The organism is Leisingera sp. ANG1, assembly GCF_000203975.2.
Taxonomy (GTDB): Bacteria; Pseudomonadota; Alphaproteobacteria; order Rhodobacterales; family Rhodobacteraceae; genus Leisingera.
The window spans coordinates 89,702-114,991 of sequence record NZ_AFCF02000008.1 but is presented as its reverse complement, the minus strand read 5'-3'; the positions used below and the strand labels follow the sequence as shown (position 1 = coordinate 114,991).

Annotated in this window: 21 protein-coding genes; 10 read left to right on the top strand and 11 right to left on the bottom strand. The window is 63.5% G+C overall.

All coding sequences use genetic code 11. The features are described 5' to 3' along the window. The first annotated feature begins 6 nt into the window (after positions 1 to 6). Positions 7 to 1,443, top strand: a complete 1,437-nt coding sequence (locus GC1_RS13260) for an NAD(P)(+) transhydrogenase (Re/Si-specific) subunit beta (RefSeq protein WP_039498667.1) — start codon at positions 7 to 9, stop codon at positions 1,441 to 1,443. 224 nt (positions 1,444 to 1,667) lie between these two features. Beyond that, entirely contained in the window at positions 1,668 to 2,948 is a 1,281-nt protein-coding gene (locus GC1_RS13255; protein ID WP_019296025.1) for a DUF3422 family protein, read from the top strand. 70 nt (positions 2,949 to 3,018) lie between these two features. On the opposite strand, the gene GC1_RS13250 is transcribed toward GC1_RS13255, so the two are convergent. The 3 genes from GC1_RS13250 to GC1_RS13240 all read right to left on the bottom strand — a co-directional run bounded on the left by GC1_RS13250 (position 3,019) and on the right by GC1_RS13240 (position 6,840). Continuing rightward, complete coding sequence (locus GC1_RS13250) at positions 3,019 to 3,990, bottom strand: ABC transporter permease (protein WP_019296024.1); 972 nt, start codon at positions 3,988 to 3,990, stop codon at positions 3,019 to 3,021. Next, positions 3,983 to 4,990, bottom strand: coding sequence for an ABC transporter permease (locus GC1_RS13245; protein ID WP_019296023.1), 1,008 nt, complete (start codon positions 4,988 to 4,990; stop codon positions 3,983 to 3,985). Before GC1_RS13245 ends, GC1_RS13250 begins: the two co-directional genes overlap by 8 nt. A gap of 146 nt (positions 4,991 to 5,136) precedes the next feature. Further along, a complete protein-coding gene (locus GC1_RS13240) occupies positions 5,137 to 6,840 on the bottom strand; it encodes a peptide ABC transporter substrate-binding protein (protein WP_019296022.1) in 1,704 nt (567 codons plus the stop codon). Between the two features lie 338 nt (positions 6,841 to 7,178). On the opposite strand from GC1_RS13240, the gene GC1_RS13235 reads away from it, so the two are divergent. The 4 genes from GC1_RS13235 to GC1_RS13220 all read left to right on the top strand — a co-directional run bounded on the left by GC1_RS13235 (position 7,179) and on the right by GC1_RS13220 (position 12,743). After that, on the top strand, positions 7,179 to 8,999 hold the full coding sequence (locus GC1_RS13235) for an ABC transporter ATP-binding protein (RefSeq protein WP_019296021.1): 1,821 nt from the start codon (positions 7,179 to 7,181) through the stop codon (positions 8,997 to 8,999). Between the two features lie 2 nt (positions 9,000 to 9,001). After that, complete coding sequence (gene argE / locus GC1_RS13230) at positions 9,002 to 10,183, top strand: acetylornithine deacetylase (protein WP_019296020.1); 1,182 nt, start codon at positions 9,002 to 9,004, stop codon at positions 10,181 to 10,183. Between the two features lie 196 nt (positions 10,184 to 10,379). Beyond that, the gene (locus tag GC1_RS13225) at positions 10,380 to 11,546 is read left to right on the top strand and encodes a M20 aminoacylase family protein (RefSeq protein ID WP_019296019.1); all 1,167 of its coding nucleotides are present in this window, start codon (positions 10,380 to 10,382) and stop codon (positions 11,544 to 11,546) included. A 33-nt stretch (positions 11,547 to 11,579) separates the two neighbouring features. Continuing rightward, complete coding sequence (locus GC1_RS13220) at positions 11,580 to 12,743, top strand: M20 aminoacylase family protein (RefSeq protein WP_019296018.1); 1,164 nt, start codon at positions 11,580 to 11,582, stop codon at positions 12,741 to 12,743. Between the two features lie 95 nt (positions 12,744 to 12,838). Here the strand turns inward: GC1_RS13220 and GC1_RS13215 are convergent, their stop codons facing one another. Genes GC1_RS13215 through moaA form a run of 3 tightly spaced genes read right to left on the bottom strand, consistent with a single transcriptional unit; the run spans position 12,839 to position 16,216 of the window. After that, positions 12,839 to 13,897, bottom strand: a complete 1,059-nt coding sequence (locus GC1_RS13215; RefSeq protein ID WP_019296017.1) for a glycosyltransferase family 4 protein — start codon at positions 13,895 to 13,897, stop codon at positions 12,839 to 12,841. Beyond that, a complete protein-coding gene (locus tag GC1_RS13210; RefSeq protein ID WP_019296016.1) occupies positions 13,897 to 15,204 on the bottom strand; it encodes a 3-deoxy-D-manno-octulosonic acid transferase in 1,308 nt (435 codons plus the stop codon). Before GC1_RS13210 ends, GC1_RS13215 begins: the two co-directional genes overlap by 1 nt. A gap of 1 nt (position 15,205) precedes the next feature. Continuing rightward, the gene (moaA, locus tag GC1_RS13205) at positions 15,206 to 16,216 is read right to left on the bottom strand and encodes a GTP 3',8-cyclase MoaA (RefSeq protein WP_019296015.1); all 1,011 of its coding nucleotides are present in this window, start codon (positions 16,214 to 16,216) and stop codon (positions 15,206 to 15,208) included. A gap of 91 nt (positions 16,217 to 16,307) precedes the next feature. On the opposite strand from moaA, the gene GC1_RS13200 reads away from it, so the two are divergent. Then, entirely contained in the window at positions 16,308 to 16,760 is a 453-nt protein-coding gene (locus GC1_RS13200) for a hypothetical protein (RefSeq protein ID WP_019296014.1), read from the top strand. An 84-nt stretch (positions 16,761 to 16,844) separates the two neighbouring features. On the opposite strand, the gene GC1_RS13195 is transcribed toward GC1_RS13200, so the two are convergent. From GC1_RS13195 to glmU, 4 genes are read right to left on the bottom strand one after another with little or no spacing between them, the layout of a single operon-like run. Continuing rightward, positions 16,845 to 17,525, bottom strand: coding sequence for a DNA alkylation repair protein (locus GC1_RS13195; protein WP_019296013.1), 681 nt, complete (start codon positions 17,523 to 17,525; stop codon positions 16,845 to 16,847). A 17-nt stretch (positions 17,526 to 17,542) separates the two neighbouring features. Then, on the bottom strand, positions 17,543 to 18,085 hold the full coding sequence (locus GC1_RS13190) for a pyridoxamine 5'-phosphate oxidase family protein (protein ID WP_019296012.1): 543 nt from the start codon (positions 18,083 to 18,085) through the stop codon (positions 17,543 to 17,545). A 3-nt stretch (positions 18,086 to 18,088) separates the two neighbouring features. Beyond that, positions 18,089 to 19,912, bottom strand: coding sequence for a glutamine--fructose-6-phosphate transaminase (isomerizing) (glmS, locus tag GC1_RS13185; RefSeq protein ID WP_019296011.1), 1,824 nt, complete (start codon positions 19,910 to 19,912; stop codon positions 18,089 to 18,091). Then, positions 19,912 to 21,267 carry a bifunctional UDP-N-acetylglucosamine diphosphorylase/glucosamine-1-phosphate N-acetyltransferase GlmU gene (gene glmU / locus GC1_RS13180; protein ID WP_019296010.1) on the bottom strand — a complete coding sequence of 452 codons (1,356 nt, stop codon included), beginning with the start codon at positions 21,265 to 21,267 and terminating at the stop codon, positions 19,912 to 19,914. Before glmU ends, glmS begins: the two co-directional genes overlap by 1 nt. Positions 21,268 to 21,398: 131 nt before the next feature. On the opposite strand from glmU, the gene GC1_RS13175 reads away from it, so the two are divergent. Together GC1_RS13175 and GC1_RS13170 are read left to right on the top strand one after the other, a co-directional pair. Continuing rightward, positions 21,399 to 22,061: an HAD-IA family hydrolase gene (locus tag GC1_RS13175; RefSeq protein ID WP_019296009.1), complete on the top strand. Its 663-nt coding sequence runs from the start codon at positions 21,399 to 21,401 to the stop codon at positions 22,059 to 22,061. A gap of 79 nt (positions 22,062 to 22,140) precedes the next feature. Next, complete coding sequence (locus GC1_RS13170; RefSeq protein ID WP_019296008.1) at positions 22,141 to 23,334, top strand: DegT/DnrJ/EryC1/StrS family aminotransferase; 1,194 nt, start codon at positions 22,141 to 22,143, stop codon at positions 23,332 to 23,334. On the opposite strand, the gene GC1_RS13165 is transcribed toward GC1_RS13170, so the two are convergent. Further along, positions 23,322 to 23,780 (bottom strand): CreA family protein, encoded by a 459-nt coding sequence (locus GC1_RS13165; RefSeq protein WP_019296007.1) that lies wholly within the window; start codon positions 23,778 to 23,780, stop codon positions 23,322 to 23,324. The genes GC1_RS13170 and GC1_RS13165 overlap by 13 nt on opposite strands. Positions 23,781 to 24,084: 304 nt before the next feature. Here GC1_RS13165 and GC1_RS13160 point away from each other — a divergent pair, with 304 nt between their 5' ends. Next, positions 24,085 to 25,245, top strand: coding sequence for an isovaleryl-CoA dehydrogenase (locus tag GC1_RS13160; RefSeq protein ID WP_019296006.1), 1,161 nt, complete (start codon positions 24,085 to 24,087; stop codon positions 25,243 to 25,245). The last annotated feature ends 45 nt before the right edge of the window (positions 25,246 to 25,290 follow it).

Sequence of the window (25,290 nt, the reverse complement as noted above, 5' to 3'; positions counted from 1 at the left end):
GAACAAATGGATTACGGTTTCACCACCGCCGCCTATGTCGTTGCGGCTGTTCTTTTCATCCTCAGCTTGGGCGGCCTGTCGAACCAGGAAAGCGCCAAGCGCGCGGTCTGGTACGGCATTGCCGGCATGGGGCTGGCGGTTTTCGCCACCCTGATCGGCCCCGGTTCCGGCCTGTGGCTGCTGTCGATCCTGCTGATCGCGGGCGGCGGCATCATCGGCACCTATGTCGCCAAGAAGGTCCAGATGACCGAGATGCCGCAGCTGGTTGCCGCGATGCACTCGCTGGTCGGTCTGGCTGCGGTCTTTGTGGGCTTCATCGCCCATTTTGAGATCGGCAATGTGGCGGCCGCCGTGGCCGCGGGCAGCACCGAAGACCTCGGCACCTTTGCCAAGCTGATTGCCAAGAAGACCCCGGCAGAGATCTCCTTCCTGCGGGTTGAGCTGTTCCTCGGCATCTTCATCGGCGCCATCACCTTCACCGGCTCGGTCATCGCCTTTGGCAAGCTGGCGGGCAAGGTCACCTCGGCTGCCACCAAGCTGCCGGGCGGCCATATGCTGAACGCGGGCGCGGCGGGCCTCTCCTTCCTCTGCCTGATCTGGTACTTCAGCTCCGGCGGCTTCCTGCCGCTGTTCCTGATGACCCTGGCGGCGCTGTTCATCGGCTACCACCTGATCATGGGCATCGGCGGCGCCGACATGCCGGTGGTGGTCTCGATGCTGAACAGCTACTCCGGCTGGGCCGCGGCGGCGATCGGCTTCTCGCTGGGCAACGACCTGCTGATCGTGGTCGGCGCGCTGGTGGGCTCCTCCGGTGCGATCCTCTCCTACATCATGTGCAAGGCGATGAACCGCTCCTTCGTCAGCGTGATCCTGGGCGGCTTCGGCGGCACCACCGGTCCCGCGATGGAAGTGGAAGGCGAGCAGATCGCCATCGACGCCGACGGCGTTGCCACCGCGCTGGATGAGGCCGACAGCGTCATCATCATCCCCGGCTACGGCATGGCGGTGGCCCAGGCGCAGCAGAACGTGGCTGAGCTGACCCGCCGCCTGCGGGCCAAGGGCAAAGAGGTGCGCTTTGCGATCCACCCGGTTGCAGGCCGCCTGCCGGGCCACATGAACGTGCTGCTGGCCGAGGCCAAAGTGCCTTACGACATCGTCTTGGAAATGGACGAGATCAACGAGGACTTCCCGGACACCGACGTGGCCATCGTCATCGGCTCCAACGACATCGTCAACCCGGCCGCCCAGGAAGACCCTAACTCGCCGATCGCGGGCATGCCGGTCCTGGAGTGCTGGAAGGCGAAACAGGTGTTTGTCTCCAAACGCGGCCAGGGCACCGGCTACTCCGGCATCGAGAACCCCCTGTTCTTCAAGGAAAACACCCGCATGTTCTATGGCGATGCAAAGGCCAGTCTCGACACGCTGCTGGGCCTGGTTCAGTAAACAGGACATCAAACCAACAGAAAAGGCGCTCCATCCGGGGCGCCTTTTCCTTTGCCGCTTCTTCCTTGTCCCAAGTACCCCGGGGGAGGCCGCAGGCCGGGGGCAGCGCCCCCAGATGGTGCTTGTGTATACCGTTGCATTCAGCTAACGTGTTGAAATAAAACATTTCTGTACATGTTTTCCCGGCTGCAGTATGGTCCGCGGCATTGCCCCGGAGACCAAGAATGCCGCCGATCCAGGATCACCCGCTGCGCTACCAGCTGACCAATGAGCTGCACGCCCGCCCGTTCCCGACCATGACCAGCCCTTGCACGGTGGTCTACCTGGCTGTGAAACAGCCGCAAGAGGCCGTGCACCGCGACCGGATGCAGGACATGCAGCACCTGATCCAGCTGCTGGACCGCCACGGCGCGCCGCATCCCAAACCGGGGGCGACCCACCATACCGCCCAGATCGGGCGGCACATGCTGAAGTGGGAGCAGCACACTGAGTTTGTCAGCTACACCGTCTACAGCGACGGCGTCAGCACGCGTGCCTTCGACCCCGCGGATTTTGATGTCTTCCCGGTCGACTGGCTGGCAGAGGCGCCGGGCCAGCGGATCACCTCGGCGCTGATCCGGGTGGTGCCGCGCGCCGCGCCGGCGGTGCTGAAAACCACCATGCACGACTGGTTCGTGCCGGAAAGCCTGACCGCTTCGCAGGTGCTGGACGACAGCGCGGTGGTGGCCGGTGATTTCCGCATCGACCCGGCGGGCCATGTGCGCTTTGCCATCTTCCCAAACACCGATACCGGCGCCCAGCGGGTGGGCCGGATCGTTCAGCGGCTCTGCGAGATCGAGACCTACCGGGCGATGTCGATGCTGGGCTTTTCCCGCGCCCGCGGCCTGTCGCCGGTGATCGGCAAACTGGACAGCCGTCTCAGCGAGATGATGGCGGAGATGACAAGCGGCACCAAGCCTGCTGAGGAAATCCTGACCCAGCTGCTGGCAGTTTCGGCTGAGCTGGAGGCGATGGCGGCGCAATCCGCCTTCCGCTTCGGGGCGACCGGCGCTTATGACGCGCTGGTCAGCCAGCGCATCAGCCTGCTGCGGGAAGAACGCCACGAGGGGTTCCAGACCTTTGCTGAGTTCATGCTGCGACGGTTTGATCCTGCGATGCGGACGGTGAATTCCACCGAGAAACGGCTGGACACACTGGCCAGCCGGGCACGCCGGGCAGGGGAGCTGCTCAGGACCCGGGTGGATGTGGAACGCTCCGCCCAGAACCAGGCGCTGCTTGCCAGCATGGACCGCCGCGCCGACATTGCCCTGCGCCTGCAGCACACGGTCGAGGGATTGTCAGTGGTGGCAGTCAGCTATTACGCGGTGTCGCTGGTTTCCGACTTCCTGCTGCCGCTGGCCGAACGCTACGGGCTGACCAAGAAGGTGCTGATCGCAGCTGTTACCCTGCCGGTCATTGGCCTGGTGTGGCTTGGCATCCAGCGGATCCGCAAGAAGCTGCACTAAGCGCTGCTGCATCCGCGCAAAAGAAAAGGGCCGCCCGATGGGACGGCCCTTTGCCTTTCTACGTGTCTGTTCAACGGCCCCGGATCCGCGGGTCCAGCGCGTCGCGCAGACCATCGCCCAGGTAGTTCACGCTCAGCACCGTCAGCGAGATCGCCATGCCGGGCCAGAACACCCGCTCAGGATACTGCTGCAGGTAGTCGGTGGCATCAAACAGCAGCCGTCCCCAGGTCGGGAAGTCCGGCGGGAAGCCGAGACCGAGGAACGACAAGGACGACTCGGTGATGATCGCGGTGGCAATGCCCAGGGTGGCCGAGACCATGATCGGCGACAGCACGTTGGGCAGGATGTGCCGTGTGATCAGCCCGCTGTTGGTGGTGCCGATGGAGCGCGCCGCCATCACGAACTCGCGCTCTTTCAGCGCCAGCACATCGCCGCGCACAATCCGTGCGGTGGGCATCCAGCTGGTCACTCCGATTGAGATCACGATCAGGATGAAAATCCCCTGTTCCGGCCCGAAGGCGGCGTTCAGCGGCTCACGGAACAGCAGCATCATGACCAAGAGCAGCGGCAGCAGCGGCAACGCCAGGAACAGGTCGGTCAGGCGCATCAGCGGTCCGTCCAGTTTCTTGAAGAAACCGGCCATCACCCCGATGAAGGAGCCTAGGAACAGCGCCAGCAGCATCGCCGTCAGCCCGACTGAGACCGAGGTTGCCCCGCCTGCCATCATCCGGGCCAGCATGTCGCGGCCCAGCTGGTCGGTGCCGAAGGGATGCGCCCAGCTCGGGCCCTGATTGCGGGCGCGGATGTCGATCTGGGTGGCCTCAAGGTCCCACACCAGCGGACCGGCATAGACCGCCAGGATGATCAGCAGGAACAGCGCCCCGCCCATCAGCGCGCCGCGGTGGGACTTGAACTGGTCCCAGACGTCCAGCCACTGGCTGCGCGGCGGCTGGTGCAGCTCTTCCATCTGCCCGGCGGCCGGAACCGCGGTCGAGGCCGGAGCCATGCCTTCATCCGGCACAAAGCGTTCCTTGTCAGTCATAGCGGATCCTCGGGTCAAGAATGCCGTACAGCACGTCGGCGATCAGGTTGAACAGCACGATCAGCACCGCAAAGATGAAAGTGAGCGTCTGCACCATCGGCAGATCGTTGGCCTGGATGGCGCCGATCAGCAGCTGGCCGATGCCGTTCACCTTGAACACCTGCTCGGTGATGATGGCGCCGCCAAAGATCGACGGGATCCCCAGCGCAATCACCGTGACCACCGGGATCATCGAATTGCGCAGGACGTGAACCATCACCACCACATATTCGCTGAGGCCCTTGGCGCGGGCGGTGCGGACATAATCCTGATTGAGGTTGTCCAGCATCGAGGCGCGCATGAAGCGGCTTAGCTGCGCGGTGATCTGCAACGCCAGCACCATCACAGGCATGATCATCTGCTTCAGCTGGTAGACAAAGCTGTCCCAGCTGTCGACCACATGGGTGGTGTCATAGATCGACGGGAACCAGCCCAGCTGCACCGAGAAAATCACGATGACCAGCACGCCCGAGAAGAACGGCGGCACCGAGAAGCCGACCATCGACACGAAGGTGCCCATCTGGTCGAACCAGCTGTACTGGCGGTAGGCGGAGTAGATGCCGATCGGCAGCGCGATCAGGATCGCAACCACATAGGCAGTGCCAACCACCCACAGGGTCTGCGGGATACGCTGGACCACGATGTCCATCACCGGCGAGCGGGTCTGCCAGGAGATCACCCGCAGCTGCCCTTCGGCGAGGCTGGTACCGAAGATATTGTCGATCAGCACCTGCGGCTCGATCCAGAAGAACTGCACCAGCCATTTCCAGAACCGGATATGCATCGGCTCGCCCAGGCCCAGGGCCAGGCGCATCTTTTCTTTGACTTCGGCGGGGACGGTCAGGGGAACCTGCGCCATCGGGTCGCCGGGGGCGAGCTCCAGGAGCAGGAAGATCACGAGGCTGATGAACAGCAGTGTCGGAACTGCCAGGATCAGCCGCCGGATTGTAAAGGTCAGCATCTGCTAAGCGCCTTTGCAACTTGTATTGAATTCGGAACAGGCGGGGAGAAGGCCCCGCGTCCAGCCTCGCGCAGCGCTGCACGGCAGCTCTGGCAGATGGCAAGAGGCCCCGGCATCTGCCGGGGCCCCGGGAAGCAAGCCCGAGCTTACTTGATGCGGTACCAGTCAGCTGCGTTCCACAGCTCGCTGTCCCAGACGTTCAGGTCGACACCGCCCAGGGTGTTGGAATGCGCCGACAGGCGGCCGCGGTGAACCAGCGGGATCATACCGCCGTTTTCGACCATGATGTCGTTCAGGCGGCGGCCGATCTCGGCGCGCGCTTCCAGACCGGCGGTCTTGCTCAGCTCGGCATGCAGCTGGTCGAACTCCTCGTTGCAGAAGCGCGAGATGTTCTCACCCTGCCACTGGGATTCCGGCTTCGGCGCCTTGTCGCACAGACCGTTGCCCAGGTAGGACTGCGGGTCGGTGCCGTCGAAGTTGTTGGCGTACATTTCAACGTCAGCATAGAAGCGTTGGAAGGTGTCGGGCGAGCCCGGGTCGCCGCCAAAGAAGACGGAGGCGTTCACGTTGCGCAGCTCGGTCTCGATGCCGATCTGGCTCCACCACTCTTTGATCAGCGCCTGGAAATCCTGGCGGACAGCGTTGGTCGAGGTCTGGTACAGGATCTTCATCGGCTTGCCGTCCGGGGTCTCCCGCACGCCGTCGCCATTGGTGTCCTTGTAGCCTGCCTCTTCCAGCATTGCCTTGGCACCTTCGATGTCCTGCGTGTCGCACTGGAAGGTGTCAGAGGCAAATGCCGCAGGCGCAGGCACCCAGTTGCAGCTGACCTTGCCGGCCTTGCCGTAACCGATTTCCACCAGCAGCGGACGGTCGATGGCCATCGACATCGCCTTGTAGACCGCCGGGTCCTTCAGGAACGGGTGCGGATGCTTGGCGGTGGCGCGCTCGCCTTCCGGCAGCTCCGGCGACGGGTCGGTCTGATTCAGCATGATGCGTTCAACCAGCGAACCGAAGCCCGCAACCGGCTTGCCTTTGCCGCCTGCTTCCATCTGCGCAATCACTTCCGGCGCCAGCTGCAGGTTCCAGGCATAGTCGAACTCGCCGGTCTCCATCACTGCGCGGCCAGCCGCGGTTGCATCCCCGCCGCCCTTGAACAGCACCTTGGCAAACGCCGGCTTGGCCGGGTCGCGGTAGTTCTGGTTGGCGGACATGGTGATCACGTCGTTCGGCTTGAACTCATCCACCACAAACGGGCCTGTGCCGATCGGGCCAAAGTTGGCCTCAGTGCACTCCGGCGCCTTGGCGCCCATGCAGTTCTCGAACTGGGCCTTCTGCAGGATCGGGCTCTCGCCGCCGACAAACGGGCCGTAGGGGAAGGGGGTCGGCTTGTCGAAGGTGACCTTGACGGTCAGATCGTCCACGACCTCAACATTGGTGACACCCTGGAACTTGGTCAGCTGGGCACAGCCGCCTTCGGGATGCATGCAGTAGTCGGCGGTGAACTTCACGTCATGGGCGGTGAAGTCGGTGCCGTCGGACCATTTGATGCCCGGTGCAACTTTCCAGGTGATCGAGGTCAGGTCTTCGCTGACGCCGCCGTTTTCCACGGTCGGGATTTCCGACGCCAGATAGGGGATCATGTTGCCCTGCGGGTCATAGCGCGCCAGCGGCTCGATCACCAGCGAGGCCGATTGCACATCCTTGGTGCCGCTCGACAGGAACGGGTTCAGGATCGACGGCGCCTGCCAGTAAATGATGTTGACCTGGCCGTCGGACCCGCGCTCAGCAAAGGCTGCAGGTGCCAGAGAGACCGCGGCAACGGCACCCATCAATAGGGATTTCAATTTCATCACACACTCCTTGTCGGACACGTTTCGTGTCTTTTTGTTGCCCGGGCCCGATCAGGCCCGGAGGGTTGCCGCATTGCTGCGGAAGTGTAGCTCTGGGCCTGCAAGCAAAGGGAAAACCTTGAGACTATAACCTCTTAACACCTTGCCGGACGCACCGGCACGTGACAGCCTGCAGGCAACCACAGGGGTATCGAAACGCTTTTGCCGGGAAATTGCAAATTCCAATTTCGAAGGGGCCATGCATTATTTGCATGAGCATTTTTGTGCAAAGTAGAGTTAACTCCGGAACCTGAGGCCGTCTTTTCAGGCGGGCCAGGCAAGAAAAACAGGGAGCCGTCATGCTGGACAACGCCATTGCATCCATCAGAAATCTGCGGGTGGAGTTTCAGACCAAGGACGGCCCCGTGGTCGGGGTGGAGGATGTCTCCTTTGACGTGAGCCCCGGCGAAACCGTTTGTATCGTTGGCGAATCCGGCTCCGGCAAGTCGGTGTCCTCGCTGTCGCTGATGCGGCTGGTGGAGTTTGGCGGCGGCGAGATCGCCGGCGGCGAGCTGCTGTTCAACCGCCGCGAGGGCGGCGATACCAACCTTGCCACCTCCGAACAGGAGATGATGAAGCAGATTCGCGGCAACGAGATCGGCATGATCTTCCAGGAGCCGATGACCGCGCTCAACCCGGTGTTCACCGTCGGCCGCCAGCTGACCGAGGGCCTGCGCATCCACAAGAAGATGTCGCAGTCCCAGGCAGAGGAACGGGCGCTGGAGCTCTTGCGCCAGGTCCGCATCCCGGAACCGGAACGCCGCCTGAAGCAGTATCCGCATGAACTCTCGGGCGGCATGCGCCAGCGGGTGGTAATCGCCATGGCGATGGCCTGCGAGCCGCGGCTGCTGATCGCGGACGAGCCCACCACTGCGCTCGACGTGACCATTCAGGCGGAAATCCTGGCGCTGATGGACCGGCTGAAGCGCGAGACCGGCACCGCGGTGATGTTCATCACCCATGACATGGCGGTGGTGGCCCAAATGGCCGACCGCGTCGTCGTCATGTTCCGCGGCAACAAGGTTGAGGAAGGCACCGTCGAGGAGATTTTCGAAAACCCCAAGCATGACTACACCAAGGCGCTGCTGGCGGCGGTTCCGAAACTGGGCGAGATGCGCGGCAAGCATTACCCCGAACCGATGAAGCTGATGGGCGTCGAGAACCAGAAGATCGAGCCGATCAAGGGCACCGACGAGGTGCTGCTGGATGTAAAGCACCTGACAACGCGCTTTCCGGTCAAGGGCGGCCTGCTGCGCCGCACCATTTCCAACGTGCACGCGGTGGAGGATGTGTCTTTCAAGGTGTTCAAGGGCCAGACCCTGTCGCTGGTCGGCGAATCCGGCTGTGGCAAATCCTCTGCCGGCCGCTCGATCCTGCGCCTGGTGGAGCCGCAATCCGGCCAAGTGAACTTCGAAGGCCGCGATGTGCTGCAGTTCAGCCCGTCCCAGATGCACAAGGCGCGCCAGGACATGCAAATGATCTTCCAGGATCCCTTTGCCTCCCTCAATCCGCAGATGCAGCTGATCGACCAGGTGGCGGAACCGATCCGGAACTATGGCCTCGCCTCCGGCTCCGAGTTGCACGACCGGGTTGCCAGCCTGTTTGACCGCGTCCATCTGCCGCGCAGCTTCATGCGCCGCTACCCGCATGAGATGTCCGGCGGCCAGCGCCAGCGGATCGCCATCGCCCGCGCGCTGGCTCTGAACCCCAAGCTCATTGTCGCGGACGAGGCTGTCTCCGCACTCGACGTCTCGGTGCAGGCGCAGGTCCTCAATCTGATGATGGAGCTGCAGGCGGAACTGGGGCTGTCGTTCCTGTTCATCAGCCACGACATGGCGGTGGTCGAACGGGTCTCCCATCAGGTCGGCGTCATGTACCTGGGCCGCATCGTCGAAATCGGCCCGCGCGAGCGCGTGTTTGAAAACCCGCTGCACGCCTATACCCAGGCGCTGATGAAGGCGGTCCCGATCGCCGATCCGCGCCAGCGCAAGTCTGAGAAGGAACTGAACTTCAAACCGATCCCGTCGCCGATCCACGAGGTCGGCTATCAGCCGGAGCCGTCGGAGTATCTGGAACTGGAACCCGGCCATTTCGTGCTGACCACTGACAGCGGCTACTGAGCATGGCGGAAAAACTGACCCCGCTGGAGATCATGGCGCAGCTGGTCTCCTTCCCGACGGTGAGCCGCGACACCAACCTGCCGCTGGTCGATTGGGTGCAGGACTATCTGTCGTCCCACGGCATCGAAAGCCACCGCTGGACAGACCCGGATCAGCCCCACAAGGCCGCCGTCTTTGCCCATGTTGGCCCGTGGGAAGAGGGCGCCGTGGTGCTGTCGGGCCATACTGATGTGGTGCCGGTCGACGGCCAGCCTTGGGAGACTGATCCCTTCACCGTGGTGGAGAAGGACGGCAAATACTTCGGCCGCGGCACCTGCGACATGAAGGGCTTTGATGCAGTGGCGATTTGGGCACTGGTGGAGGCGCACACTCAGGGTGTCACACGCCCGCTGCAACTGGCGCTGAGCTTTGACGAGGAGATCGGCTGCACCGGCGCCCCGCCGATGATCGAAGCGATGCAGAAAGTGCTGCCCAAGGGCTCGGCGGTGATCGTGGGCGAGCCTTCGATGATGCAAGCCGTCACCGGCCACAAGGGCGGCACCGGCTACGACACCCATCTGGTGGGCTTTGAGGTGCACTCTTCACTCATGCACACCGGTGTCAGCGCCATTATGCAGGGTGCGAAACTGATCGACTGGGCCAACCAGCAGAACGCCGCGAACATGGCCAGGGAGCCGGGTGAGATGCAGGCGATGTTCACTCCGCCCTGGACCACCTGCCACGTCGGCATGATCGAGGGCGGCACCGCCCACAACATCACCGCCAAGGACTGCCGCTTTCTGATGGATTTCCGGGTAGTGCCGGGCGAGCATGCCAGCGATTGGGAGGCGGCCTATCTGGCCAAGGTGCGCGAGGTCGAGGCAGAAATGCAGGCCATCCATCCGGAGGCCCGCATTGATGTGTCCAAGCACTTCGACGTGCCCGGACTGGTGCCGGAACAGAACGGCGAGGCTGAGGCGCTGGTGCGCCGAGTGACCGGCGACAACGGCTCTCATGTGGTCAGCTACGGCACCGAGGCGGGCCAGTTCCAGCAGGCCGGTTACTCGGCGGTGATCTGCGGTCCCGGCGACATCGCCCAGGCGCATCAGCCCAACGAGTATATCACGGTGGCCCAGTTCGAGGCGGGCCATGACTTCATGCGCAAGCTGGTGGAGAAACTGCGCGGCTACTTCCCGCTGCCTTGAAACCGCGCGTTTCGTGCTCAGATTGGTGCTGAAGGTGTATCAGGTGGTGCACAGACGGTGCACAGGGGGTGCACGCATGGCACCCCCGCTCTGGCGCGTTCCGCCACGTCCCGGCGGGGCCGGATACTTGCGAAGCTAAGTTTTTTCGCGGACAGTTTGCCGCAACGGAACCTGAAACAGTAAAGGGGAGGGGAAAATGCCGGCCAAGAACCGCTTTGCCGAGATGCACCAGGAGATCACAGCCTGGCGCCATCACCTGCACGAGAACCCCGAACTGATGTACGAGGTGCATGAAACCGCTGCCTTTGTGGTGGAGCGGCTCAAGGAGTTCGGCATCACCGATATCACCACCGGCGTCGGCCAGACCGGCGTGGTCGCGGTGATCGAAGGCAAGACCAACACCTCAGGCCGCGCCATCGGCCTGCGCGCCGACATGGACGCGCTGCCAATCCCCGAGGCCTCCGGCGTGGACTATGCCTCCAAGACGCCCGGCGTGATGCACGCCTGCGGCCACGACGGCCACACCTCGATCCTGCTGGGCGCGGCTAAGTACCTTGCAGAGACACGGAATTTCGACGGTAAGGCTGTGCTGATCTTCCAGCCGGCCGAAGAAGGCGGCGCGGGCGGCAAGGCGATGTGTGACGACGGCCTGATGGACCGCTGGGGCATCCAGGAGGTCTATGGCCTGCACAACATGCCCGGCCTTCCGGTGGGCGAATTTGCCATCCGTCCGGGTCCATTGATGGCGTCCTCGGATGAATTCATCATCACCGTCACCGGCAAGGGCGGCCACGCCGCGGCCCCGCACGAGGCGATTGATACGACGCTAGTTGCCTCCCAGATCGTGGTCTCGCTGCACTCGATCGTGTCGCGCAACGTGGACCCGATCAAACGCGTGGTGCTGACCGTCGGCACCTTTGAAACCGACAGCACAGCGTCGAACGTGATTGCTCACACCGCCAAGCTGCAGGGCACTGTGCGTACGCTGGATCCCGAGTACCGCACCCAGGCCGAGGAATGGGTGCGCCGGGTTGCCGAAAGCACTGCTGCCGCGTTTGGAGCCACGGCTGATGTCGAATGGGTTCCTGGCTATCCCGTTACAATCAATGATGAAAACGGCACTGCACATGCAGTGGAGGCGGCGCAGGCGGTCTCTGCAAAGGTCGATGCCGAGACCCCGCCGATCATGCCGTCCGAGGATTTCTCCTACATGCTGGAGCAGCGCCCCGGCGCATATATCTTCCTCGGCAACGGCGACACCCAGATGTGCCACCACCCGGCTTATGTCTTTGACGACGAAGCGATCCCGCTGGGATGCAGCTGGTTTGCCGAGCTGGTGGAACGAAGAATGCCCGCGGCCTGAGGCTGCGGGAAAAGACAACCAAAGGAGTGAGAAATGCCGGTCAAGAACCGCTTTGCCGAACTGCAGGATGAAATCACCGCCTGGCGCCGTGACATCCACGAAAACCCGGAAATCCTGTTCGAAACCCACCGCACCAGCGCGCTGGTGGCGGAGAAGCTGCAGGAGTTCGGCTGCGACGAGGTGGTGACCGGCATCGGCCGCACCGGCGTGGTGGGCGTCATCAAGGGCAAGGCGGACACCTCCGGCAAGGTGATCGGCCTGCGCGCCGACATGGACGCGCTGCCGATCCATGAGCAGACCGGTCTGGACTATGCCTCCAAGACCCCCGGCGCGATGCATGCCTGCGGCCATGACGGCCATACCGCGATGCTGCTGGGCGCTGCCAAGTACCTGTCGGAAACCCGCAATTTCGACGGCACCGTGGTGGTGATCTTCCAGCCGGCTGAGGAAGGCGGCGGCGGTGCCAAGGTAATGTGCGACGATGGTCTGATGGACCGCTGGGGCGTGCAGGAGGTTTACGGCCTGCACAACTGGCCGGGCCAGCCGCTGGGCTCCTTTGCCATCCGTCCGGGATCCTTCTTTGCCGCGACCGACCAGTTCGACATCACCTTTGAGGGCCGCGGCGGCCACGCTGCCAAGCCGCATGAGACCATCGACACCACCGTTCTGGCGGCCCAGGCCGTGCTGGCGCTGCAGACCATCGCCTCGCGCAATGCCGATCCGGTGCATCAGATCGTGGTATCCGTGACCTCCTTCGAGACCTCCTCCAAGGCGTTCAACGTGATCCCGCAGAAGGTGCAGATCAAGGGTACCGTGCGCACCATGTCGCGGGAGATGCGCGATCTGGCAGAAAAGCGCATCAACGAGGTTTGCACCGGCATTGCCGCGACCTTTGGCGGCACCGCGGACATCACCTATCACCGCGGCTATCCGGTGATGGTGAACCACGAGGAGCAGACCGAGTTTGCCGCCAAAGTGGCCGCCAGCGTGTCCGGCTCCTGCGGGGATGCGCCGCTGGTGATGGGCGGCGAAGACTTTGCCTTCATGCTGGAAGAGCGCCCCGGCGCCTATATCCTGATGGGCAACGGCGACACCGCGATGGTGCATCACCCGGAGTACAACTTCAACGACGACGCCATTCCTGCAGGCTGCAGCTGGTGGGCGGAGATCGTTGAACAGCGGATGCCGGCTGCCTGAATGATATTGGAGAGGGGGCTGTCTGCCCCCTCTTGAACCTGCGGCTCAATTCACCCCCGAGAATATTTTTGACCAGAAAGAAGCGGCGGCGGGCGTCAGTGCTCCAGCAATTCGCGGTAGATAGTGACGAGCGTTTCCGCTTCTTTCTCCAGCGCGAAGTTGGTCATGGCGTGTTTGCGCGCGGCCTCTGACCATCGCGCCAGCCGGCCTTCGGTAGACAGCACCTCGTTGATCGCGTCCACCATCTGGGTGGTTTCGCCCGGGTCGATCAGCAGGCCGGTTTCCCCTGGCGCAATCAGTTCCTCAAAAGCACCGACGCGGGTGGCTACCGCAGGCACGCCGCAGGACATCGCTTCGAGCGGGGTGAGGCCGAACCCCTCCCATCGCTGCGGCGCCACGTAGAGGTCCAGCGCCTGATACCAGCGGGACACCTCCCAAACCGGCACTTCCGGCGGGAACAGCAGGCGGTCCGATAGGCCAGAGGCTTCCACCTTGGCGCGCAGTTCCTTCTCGAAAGCAACGTGTTTTTCGGTGGCGCGGCCCATCACGATGCCAACCGCCTTGGGGTGTGCTTTCAGCACCTCCAGCATGGCGTCGACGAAAACATCAGTGCCTTTCTGCGCCCGGATACGGCCGTAGCAGCCGATCAGGATCGCATCCTCCGGCAGGCCCAGTTCGCGGCGCAGCGCCGCCTTGTCAGCAGGTGGAGCGAACTCTTCGGTGTTGATCCCGTGGTGCACCACCTGCGCAGGTTTCTCCAGGTAAGCCGCGCCTTTGGCGGAGGTGGCAATTACCCGGTCCATCTGCGAGATCAGCCACTTGGTGTAGCCGGAGTGATGGCGCTGCGAGGCGGAAGTGAACAAGAGTTTCAGCCGCTTGCCCAGCAGGTATTTCAGCGCCAGGCCGCCTAGCATTTCCAGATTGCGGCGGGCGTGCCAGACGCGGGCGCCTGCGGGGCCGTTGCGGTTCATCAGGATGAGCTGGGACACCGACAGATGCGGCATGTCCCCCGGCAGGCCACTGCCCGCGGTGGCGATGGCGATCTGCTGGCGCTGCAGCGGCACCAGTCGCACGATAGTGGAGGTGACGCCGGACAGGCGGCGCTTGAAGTTCGGCGCAATGACTTCGATTTTTTTGGCGTCAACTTGTGCCATCACGGCCTCCTATCGGACAGCAGTGCCAGCAGGGCGTCCACCGTCTTGTCCAGTTGATCCGATTGGCGGGATATGAATTGCCCGGCGGCTTCACGGGCGGCCTGAAAGACCTCCGGCTGCTCCAGCCATTTGGCAACCTGATCTGATAGTTCCGCCGCTGAGCGCACTTCTGCCGCGGCACCTAGGGCGGACAGTTCGGCATAGGTCTCGGCGAAATTGTAGTGTCCCGTGCCGGTGATCACCGCCGCACCTGCCTGCATCGGTTCAAACGGGTTGTGGCCGCCGATTTCGCGCAAGGAGCCGCCCAGGAACACCAGCGGGCAGAGCGCGTACCATGTGCCGACCTCGCCCAGCGTGTCTGCCAGAAAGACCTGGGTTTGGGTGCCGGGCAGCACGCCCTTGCTGCGCCGAGCGCAGCTGAGGCCCGTGTCCTTGATCAGCGTTTCAACCGCATCGCCGCGTTCCGGGTGGCGGGGGGCGAGCAGCAGGCAGAGGTCCGGGTGCTGTTTCAGCAGCGCCTTATAGGCGTCCAGCACGGTTTCCTCTTCGCCTTCATGAGTCGAGGAGGCGACCCAGACAGGCCGCTCGCCAATGCTGCTGCGCACCTTGGCGAGGGTGTCCTGATCCACCGGCAGCGGCGCGGAAACGGCCTTGAGATTGCTGCCGGGGCGGATGCGCTCCGGTGCGGCGCCCATCGCCTGCAGGTTGGCGGCGGTTTTCTGGTTCTGGGTCACCAGCAGAGTGAACTGGTCGAGGATATACCGCGCGGTATCCGGGCGCTTTGTCCAGCCCTGCACCGATTTGTCCGAGAGGCGCGCGTTCAGCAGCACCAGCGGGCAGCCGGTCTTGCGGGCGCGCACCAGCATCTGCGGCCACAGCTCGCTTTCGACAAATACCCCCAGATCAGGTTTCCAATGGGCCAGGAAGCGGTCCACGGCGGCGGCGGTGTCCAGCGGCGGGAATTGGTGGCGGCAGCGCGGCGGCATCCGCTTGGCGATCAGCTCAGCCGAGGTGGGGGTGCCGGAGGTGATCAGGAACTCCGCATCCGGCATCTGTTCGCCCAAACGGGCAATCAGGGTCAGCACCGACAGGCTTTCGCCGACCGAAGCCGCATGAAACCAGATCAGCTGCCCGGCCGGGCGGGGCAGGGAGGCGTGGCCGAGGCGTTCACGCACCCGTTCCTCTGGCAGGCCGTAGTCGCGCAGCTTGCCCGCGACCTTGCGCCAGGCGAGGGGGGCAATCAGCGCGCTGACGCCGCAGTACAGGGAGTAGAGCAGCGTCCGTTGCGCTGGAGCGGTCCCGGGCATGTCAGCCGCCGGTATGGCTCATGTGGCGGGACATCTGGCCGCCGGCCTCTTGCCGCGAATAATCAAAATCATGGCCGCGGGGCTTGTCGCCGATGGCGGCGCGGATCGCAGCCTCCAGCACGCCGGCGCCTTCCTCATTGGCGCGCAGGGGCGCCCGCAGGTCGGATTTGCCCTCCTGGCCGAGGCAGGTGTAGATCTCGCCGGTGCAGGTCACCCGCACCCGGTTGCAGCTTTCGCAGAAATTATGGGACAGCGGGGTGATGAAACCGATCTTCTGGCCGGTTTCCTCCAGCCGCACATAACGGGCCGGGCCGCCGGTGCGTTCGGCCAGATCGGTGACGGTGTAGTGGCTTTCGTATTCCTTGCGCACATCCTTCAGCGACCAGTACTGTCCGATGCGCTCCATGGCGCCGATATCCTCGCCCATCGGCATCACCTCGATCCAGGTGAGGTCGAGGCCGCGTCCGGCGCACCATTCGGTGATGCGGGGCAGTTCCTCTTCGTTGAAGCCCTTAAGCGCCACCGCGTTGATCTTGACCTTGAGGCCTGCTTTCTGCGCCGCATCGATGCCCTTCATCACTTGGGGCAGGCGGCCCCAGCGGGTGACATCGGCAAACTTCTGTTCGTCCAGCGTGTCGAGCGAGATATTCACCCGGCGCACCCCTGCGGCATAGAGATCATCTGCGTACTTCACCAGCTGCGAGCCGTTGGTGGTCAGCGTCAGCTCCTTGAGGGCGCCGGTGTCCAGATGGCGGCTCATCGACTGGAAGAAGGTCATGATGCCGCGCCGCACCAATGGCTCGCCGCCGGTGATCCGCAGCTTCTCGACGCCCAGCCGGATGAAGGTGGAGCAGAGGCGGTCCAGTTCCTCCAGCGTCAGCAGATCCTTCTTGGGCAAAAAGGTCATGTTTTCCGACATGCAGTAAACGCAGCGGAAATCGCAGCGGTCGGTGACCGAGACGCGCAGGTAAGTGATTGCGCGGGCGAAGGGATCAATAAGCGGAGCCGTCATGCCTCCTAGGTAAAGCGGGGCACCGCCCGCGGCAAGGGGGAGACGGCATTTGTGACTGGCAAAGAGTTTCGCAGCTGGCTAGGGTCGCCTCATGCGTATGACAGTCATTTCCCTTGCTTCGATTTCCCTGCTGGCGGCCTGTAACGGGATCCAGCTGAATTCCTCCATTCTGAACGGTTCCGGCGGACCAGCGGCGGCTGAGCCGCAGGACCCGGTGCTGCAGCCCTCACCTGGCGTTGATGTTGCTCCGGCGGAGCCGCTGGCGCCAACGTCGCCTTCCGCGCCTTCGTTCCTCGGTTCCGCCACCACAGTGGCCTCGCTGGGCGATCCGTCGCTGCCGGGGTTGTGGATGGAAACGCCGCTGGTGGCAGCAGAGCAGCAGGCGCTGATCCGTTCCAACCGAAATACCCAAGTGGTGTTGACGCTGAAACCGATCCCGGGCGAGGCTTCCGGCGGCAGCCGCCTGTCGATTGGCGCAATGCGGGCGCTGGGCCTGCCGCTGACAGAACTGGCTGAGGTGCAGGTGCTGCCCCCCGCAGGTTGAGCCTCTAATCAATAGGGAAAGCGCCCGCTTGCTTCGGCGGGGCGGGCGCTGCCCGGCGGGTGCCGGGCGGGACCTTTTGCTGGCCTAGATATCTTTCAGGTATTTCGCCGCTTCCTTGCGGGCAAACCCCTTCATGTCTTGCCCATGTTCCGCCAGGAACGCGCGGGTGCGGTCTGCGTCGTGCTTACTGAGGTCGCGCAGCCACCAAGCCACTGCTTTCTGCATGAACCAGTCGCGGTCGGGCACATAAGCTGCGGCCCAGCCCAGGATGCGTTCGCGGGCTTGTTGATCAGCGGGCTTCAGATTGTTCATCTTGGCCCAGGGCAGGGTTGCGACCAGCGCCGCGCGGCGGGTCCACATGTGGTCCGATTGGCACCAGCTTTCTACCGCGTCCAGACGCGCCGGATCCGCCAGCAGCCGTTTAGAAATGGCAGAGCAGGCATGGTCGGCAATCGCCCAGCTGTCAAACTGCGGCACCCAGGACTGCAGCAGCTCCCAGACCGCCTGATCCTCCTTGATCCGCGCTTGTGTGAGCAGCTTGCCCGCGGCGATGCGGGCCTCGAAGATGTCGGTGTGCCACAGGGCGCGGGCCAGATCGACGCGCTCCGCCACGCTTAGGGACTGACGCCAGGATTTGGTCAGGTTGTTGGTGGCCGGGTTCGGCACCCCCAGAACTTCGCGCGCCTGCTTGTGATAGGCCGCCATTTGCTCTGCCCGGCCGGGTTCGGCCTGGGCTTTGAGCGCATCAAGATAGGTTTCCAGCATTTTCCCGGTTCGCCGCTTTACACCGGCACGCCGGTCGGCTTGCCGTCGATGGTAGACTGGTTCTTCTCCGCCCAATAGGCGCGGATTTCCGCGTCCGACTTCCCGTCCACCCATTTCTGCATGGTGTCGCGGTCGGACTGGTATTCCATGAAAGGCACCGCATAGCCGCAGGAAGTCTGCACCAGATCGACCGAAACATCAAAGATCTGCCGGGCGCTGCGGTGGGCAGGAAACAGGGCGGCGAGGTCTTCCCAGCCGTTGTCCCCGGCATGCAGAACCTTGGCGGTGCCATAGGTGCGCAGGATCATCGGGCGGGTGGTGAAGGAGCACCACATCAGGGTCATCCGGTTCACCTCCATGAGGTGGCCCGCGGTTTCATTGCCGCTGCCGGTCAGGTTCATCCAGACAATCCGGTCCGGCCCCAGTACCCGTAGCGAGTCCATTCCCTTGGGGGAGATGTTCACGCGCCCCTCCGGTCCGGCCGAACCGGTGAAGAACATGTGCTGCTCTTCAATGAACTTGCGGTGGGCGTCGTCGATCTGCGGAAACTGCTTGGCCATGGCTCACTCCACCGTCACCGATTTCGCCAGGTTGCGCGGCTGGTCCACATCGGTGCCTTTGGCAACCGCCGTGTGATAGGCTAGGAGCTGCGCCGGAATGGCATATAAGATCGGTGACAGCGCCTCTTTGACCTTTGGCATCCGGATCGCGCACCAGACGTCGTCGCCGGCTTCGTCAATGCCGCCCTGATCGGAGATCATCAGCACCTTGCCCTTGCGGGCCAGTACTTCCTGCATGTTGGACACGGACTTGTCGAACAGCGAGTCCTTGGGCGTCAGCACCACCACCGGCATGTTCTTGTCGATAAGCGCGATGGGGCCGTGCTTCAGCTCGCCGGAGGCATAAGCTTCGGCGTGGATGTAGCTGATTTCCTTCAGCTTCAAGGCGCCTTCCAGCGCCAGCGGGAACATCAGGCCGCGGCCCAGGAACAAGACGTCACGGGCTTCGCTGACCTTCTGCGCCGCTAGGCGGATCGCCTCGTTCTGCTCCAGCGCTGAGGACAGCACATTGGGCAACCCGCGGATTGCGGTGGCGTACTCCGCCATTTCATCGGCAGTCAGATGCCCGCGGTCGCAAGCGGCCTTGAGCGCCAGCGCCAGCAGCACCGTCAGCTGGCAGGTGAACGCCTTGGTGGAGGCGACGCCGATTTCCGGCCCGGCAAAGATCGGCAGCGCCAGATCGCTTTCACGCGCGATGGAGCTTTCGGGGACGTTCACCACCGACAGGATCTTGTCCGCCTTCTCCTGGCAGTAGCGCAGCGCGGCCAGAGTGTCGGCAGTCTCACCCGATTGCGACACGAACAGCGCCAGCGTTTTGCCGGGGATCGGCGGTTCGCGGTAGCGGAACTCAGAGGCGATATCGACCTCGACCGGCAGGCGGGCGATTTGCTCGAACCAGTATTTGGCGGTGAGGCAGGCATAGAATGCGGTGCCGCAGGCAACCATGGTCAGCCGCTCGACTTGCGAAAAATCCACGCCTTCGCCGGGCAGGCGCACGGCGTTTTCCTCGACCGGCAGGTAATGACGGATCGCCTCAGCAATCACATGCGGCTGCTCGGCGATTTCCTTGGCCATGAAATGCTTGTGTCCGCCCTTGTCGACCTGCGAGGAGTCGATCTGGATGGTCTTGGTTTCGCGGTTCACCAACTCGCCATGGGCATTGCGGATTTCGGCGCCTGCGCGGGTGACAACAGCCCGGTCGCCTTCTTCCAGATAGGTGATCCGGTCGGTCAGCGGCGCCAATGCGATGGCGTCGGAGCCCACGAACATCTCGCCGTCGCCATGGCCGATTGCCAGCGGCGAGCCCTTGCGGGCGGCGACGATCAGGTCCTCTTCGCCATCAAACAGGAAGGCCAGGGCAAAGGCGCCCTCCAACTGGTCCAGCGTTTTGAAGGCGGCATCGACGGGGGTGTACCCCTCTTTCAAGTAGCGCTCCGTCATCAGGGCGACGGTTTCGGTATCGGTCTCGGTGCGGAACTCCATGCCGCAGTTCAGAAGCTCTGCGCGGAGTTCCTTGTAGTTCTCGATAATGCCGTTGTGCACCACTGCGACGGAACCGGCGCGGTGGGGGTGGGCGTTGCTGACAGACGGCGCGCCATGGGTGGCCCAGCGGGTGTGGCCAATGCCAGCCTTGCCGGCCAGCGGTTCGTGCACCAGAAGGTCGGAAAGGTTCACCAGTTTGCCCACTGCACGGCGGCGGCGCAGGGCGCCGTTGTTCACCGTGGCGATCCCAGCGCTGTCATAACCGCGGTACTCCAGCCGTTTCAGCGCCTCGACCAGGATCGGGGCGGCCTCGTGATTGCCCAGTACGCCGACAATTCCGCACATCACTTGGCTCCCTTCTGCAGGCGGGCCTTCTTGGCGCGCAGCATATCCATCAGCTTGCGCGCACGGCCCGGTTTGTTGCTCTGTTCGGCGCGGGCAATGGCCAGGTCGCCGTCTTCCACATTCTTGGTCACCACTGCGCCGGTTGCGGTCATCGCCTCGTTGCCGACCCGGACCGGAGCCACCAGCATGGTGTTCGACCCGATGAAGGCGCGGGCGCCGATCTCGGTGCGGTGCTTCATCACCCCGTCATAGTTGCAGGTAATCGTGCCTGCGCCAATATTCGTGGCCTCGCCGACAGAGGCATCGCCGATGTAGCTGAGGTGATTGACCTTGGCGCCCTCGGCAATCTCGGCGTTCTTGATCTCGACGAAGTTTCCGATGTGGGTGTTTTCCGCCAGCTCCGCACCGGGGCGCAGGCGTGCATACGGCCCGACCTTGGCGCCGCGGCTGACGTGGCAGCCCTCCAGATGCGAAAACGCCCGGATAAGCGCGCCGCTTTCCACGGTGACGCCGGGGCCGAACACCACGTTAGGTTCGATCACGGTGTCGCGGCCGATGAAAGTGTCAAAGGCCAGATAGACGGTTTCCGGCGCCATCAGGGTGACACCCAGCTCCATCAGGTCTTCCCGCGCCTGCGCCTGAAACAGCGCATCCGCCTGCGCCAGCTCGGCGCGCGAGTTGACGCCGAGCGTTTCCGCCTCATCGCAGGACACGGCGGTGACGTTCAGACCCTCGCGCCGGGCCAGTTCCACCAGATCGGTCAGGTAGTATTCGCCCGATGCGTTTTCATTGCCGACCTTGGCAATCAGATCGAACATCGCGCTGGCCTTGCCCGCCATCAGGCCGGAGTTGCAGAAGGAAATCGCGCGCTCTGCCTCAGTGGCGTCCTTGAACTCGACAATCTTCTCCAGGCAGTCGCCGTCCATCACCAGGCGGCCATAGCGGCCCGGGTCGGCGGCCTCGAACCCCAGCACCACCAGGTCGGCACGCTGGCGGGCCTCCACCATGCGCTCCAGTGTTTCGGCGCTGACAAAGGGCGTGTCGCCATAAAGCACAACCACATCGCCCGCGAACCCGTTCAGCGCAGTGCGGGCCTGATCGACCGCATGGGCGGTGCCAAGCTGTTCTTCCTGCAGGACAACTTCGGCCTCTTCGTCGATTTCGGCAACTGCCGCACGCACCTCATCCGCCCCGTGGCCCGCCACGATGATGGTGCGCTCCGGTGCCAGTGTGCGGCCCGCGGCCATCGCGTGCTCCAGCATCGGCGCCTGGGCAATCGGGTGCAGCACTTTCGGAAGATCGGAGTTCATCCGCGTGCCTTTTCCGGCCGCCAGGATGACAAGGGCAATGCTCATAATCGCTTTTCTCTTTGTCTTTTTAGCGCTCCCGTTTTATCCGCTAACAGGCGGGGCGCAAGGGATAGCGCCATCAAACAAGATTGCGGCCTGCAACATGCGGCGGCGGAAAAGTGCCGAAAGGGCAGGACATGCGAACGGTTATCTTCGATCTGGACGGCACGCTGGCGGATACCTCGGGCGATCTGCTGGCGGCGGCCAACGCCTGTTTCCGGCAGATGGGGCTGGGCGATGTTCTGGACCGGCCGGAGGATGCTGCTGTTGCCCTGCGCGGCGGCCGCAACATGCTGGCAACCGGCCTGAAGCGGACAGGCAAGTTCGATCAGGCCACAGTTGATGAGTTCTATCCGGTGCTGCTGGAGGCCTACCGCGACGCCATCGACCACCACACCGTGCTCTATCCAGGGGCAATGGAGGCCGTGGAGGTTCTGAAAACTGCAGGCTACGGCGTCGGCATCTGCACCAACAAGCCGGAAGGGCTGGCGGACCAGCTGATGCGCAGCCTGGGTGTCAGGGATGCCTTTGCCTCGCTGGTTGGCGCCGACACTTTGCCGGTGCGCAAACCCGATCCGGAGCCGCTGTTTGAGGCTGCCCGCCGCGCAGGCGGCGACCCGGCCCGTACCCTGCTGGTCGGCGACAGCGATACCGACCGCACCACCTCGGCCAATGCCGGTGTGCCGTCGGTGCTGGTCACCTTCGGTCCCTCGGGCGATGATATGGCCGCGCTGAAGCCGGAGGCGCTGCTCGACCGGTTCGAGGACCTTCTGGAGGTCGCAGACCGGCTGATTGCGTGATCCCGCAACTTAGTTTCGGGATATTCATCTGTCCGGCTTCCCCCTTGACCGCTGGCCGCCCGCGGCTCACAAACGCCGCATGAGCGAAAAGTTTACCGGGTCATTCACCCAGCAGGAACCCATCCCCGAAGTCGCCATTGAGGCCGCGCTGGCGGTGCTCCGCAGCGGGCGGCTGCACCGCTATAACGTCGCAGAGGGCGAGGCGGGCGAAACCGCGCTGCTGGAGCGGGAGTTCGCAGCGCAGATGGGGGCGAAATACTGCCTGGCTGTAGCCTCTGGCGGCTATGCGCTGGCAACCTCGCTGCGCGCTGTCGGGGTGAAGCCTGGCGACAAGGTGCTGACCAACGCCTTCACCCTGGCGCCGGTGCCGGGATCCATTGCCTCTGTCGGGGCGGAGCCGGTGTTTGTCGAAGTTACTGAAGACCTGACAATTGATTTGGATGATCTGGCGGCTAAGGCGGGCCAGGCCAAGGTGCTGATGCTGTCGCACATGCGCGGACACCTGTGCGACATGGATCGGCTGATGGAGATCTGCGATGCCGCCGGTATCACCGTGATCGAGGACTGCGCCCATACCATGGGTGCTTCCTGGAACGGGGTGCTGTCGGGCCGCCATGGTGCGGTGGGCTGCTACTCCTGCCAGACCTACAAGCATGTGAACTCGGGCGAGGGCGGGCTGCTCATCACCGATGACGAAGAAATCGCCGCCCGCGCCATCATGATGTCTGGCTCCTACATGCTCTATGGCCGCCACTTGGCTGCGCCGGGACCTGAGGTGTTCGAGCGGGTGAAATACGAGACCCCCAACATTTCGGGCCGGATGGACAATCTGCGTGCTGCCATCCTGCGGCCGCAGCTGCGTGATCTGGATACGCAGGTGGAACGCTGGAACGACCGCTACCGTGCGGTGGAGGAGGGCCTGCGCGGCACGCCCGGCCTGACGGTGGTGGAGCGCCCTGCGCGGGAGGTCTATGTCGGCTCCTCAATCCAGTTCCTGCTTCTGGACTGGTCCGAGGAGGCGGTGCAGGAGGCTGTCCGCCGCTGCGCCGCCCGCGGGGTGGAGTTGAAGTGGTTCGGCACGCCGGAGCCTATTGCCTTCACCTCCCGCTATGACAGCTGGCGCTATGCGGACACCCCGCGGCTGCCGCAAAGCGACCGCATCCTGGCGGGTATCATCGACATGCGCGTGCCGCTGACCTTCAGCCTGGAAGACTGCGCCCAGATCACCCGCATCATCCGGGCCGAGATCTCTGCCGTCTATCAGTCCGCCTGATAGAGCGGCACTGTCGAGATCGAGACCTTGGCCGACCCGTCGGTCAGCTCTGCCGCGTGGGCGGCATAGATCAGGGTCTGGTTGGCCTCGTCGAAGATCCGTTTTACCCGCAGTGACTTCAGGATAATGGAGCGCGATGCGCGGAACACGTCCTCGCCATCGCGGCCGCGGTCGATTTCGCCCACAGTAATGGGACCGGTCTGGCGGCAGGCGATGGAAGCATTTGAGGGATCCTCGAACCAGTTGCCCTTGGACAGCCGGTCGATCAGCCCGCGCTCGAAATAGGCGATATGACAGGTCACGCCTTTGACCTTGGGGTCGGCGATGGCTTCAATAATGATGTCGTTTCCGACCCAGTCGACACCGATCTGCCCGACCTCCTCGGCGGCAGCTGGCAGGCCTGCTAGGCAGAATGCTGCGGCCAGGACGGGGGTTGCTCGTGTCATTTGAAACTCCTCTGGATTTCTGGCGGGGCAGGATTTCCGCGTCTGTCTGTTAACGCCCGCACGCGGAAAAAGATCCCCACCCACTGAAATGCCAACTGGAATTCTACGAGAATTCCGGCCCGGAAGACACGTGTTTTCCGTTCTGTTTTCCGTGCCGGAAAACGGTGCCTCCTCGTTCCGGCCGGTCTTCCGCTTTCGACGCTGCGTCCGGGGCAGCGGGACCGCCATTGACCCGAATCGAAGGCTCCTTTATTGAATTGAACAACTGTTCATATAATCGGCTCTGGCCTGGAGGATCTGCGGGATGTTCAACGCAAGCATGACTTTCGATCTTGGTGAGGACGTGAACGCGCTGCGCGATGTAGTTCACCGCTGGGCGCAGGAGCGCGTCAAGCCGATGGCGCAGGAAATCGACCAGAAGAACGAATTCCCGGCGGAGCTGTGGAAAGAGATGGGTGAGCTGGGTCTCCTGGGAATCACTGTTCCGGAAGAATTTGGCGGCGCCGGCATGTCCTACCTGGCCCATACCGTCGCGATTGAGGAGATCGCCCGTGCCAGCGCGTCCGTGTCGCTGTCCTACGGCGCGCATTCCAACCTCTGCGTCAACCAGATCAAGCTGAACGGCAACGCCGAGCAGAAGGCGAAATACCTGCCGCGGCTGCTGTCCGGCGAACACGTCGGCGCGCTGGCAATGTCCGAGGCGGGCGCGGGCTCCGACGTGGTGTCGATGAGCCTGCGCGCGGAAAAGCGCAACGATCACTTCCGCCTGAACGGCAACAAGTACTGGATCACCAACGGCCCCGACGCCGATACCCTGGTGGTCTACGCCAAGACCGATCCGGAAGCGGGCTCCAAGGGCATCACAGCCTTCCTGATCGAAAAGGAATTCAAGGGCTTCTCCACCTCCAAGCACTTCGACAAGCTGGGTATGCGCGGCTCCAACACGGCTGAGCTGGTGTTCGAGGACGTGGAAGTCCCTTTCGAAAACATCCTGGGCGAAGAGGGCAAGGGCGTGCGCGTGCTGATGTCCGGCTTGGATTACGAACGCGTTGTGCTTGCTGGCATCGGCACCGGCATCATGGCCGCCTGCATGGACGAGATGATGCCCTACATGAAAGAGCGCAAGCAGTTCGGTCAGCCGATCGGGAACTTCCAGCTGATGCAGGCCAAGATCGCTGACATGTACACGGCGATGAACACCGCCCGGGCTTATGTCTATGAGGTTGCCAAGTCCTGCGACAAGGGCACCGTGACCCGTCAGGACGCCGCAGCCTGCTGCCTGTACGCGTCTGAGGTTGCGATGACTCAGGCCCATCAGGCGGTGCAGGCCTTTGGCGGTGCGGGCTACCTGTCCGATAACCCGGTGGGCCGCATCTTCCGCGATGCCAAGCTGATGGAGATCGGCGCGGGCACCAGCGAAATCCGCCGGATGCTGATCGGCCGCGAGCTGATGGGCACCATGTAAAAACAAAAAACCCGCGCATCCCAAGGGGCGCGCGGGGCTGAAACA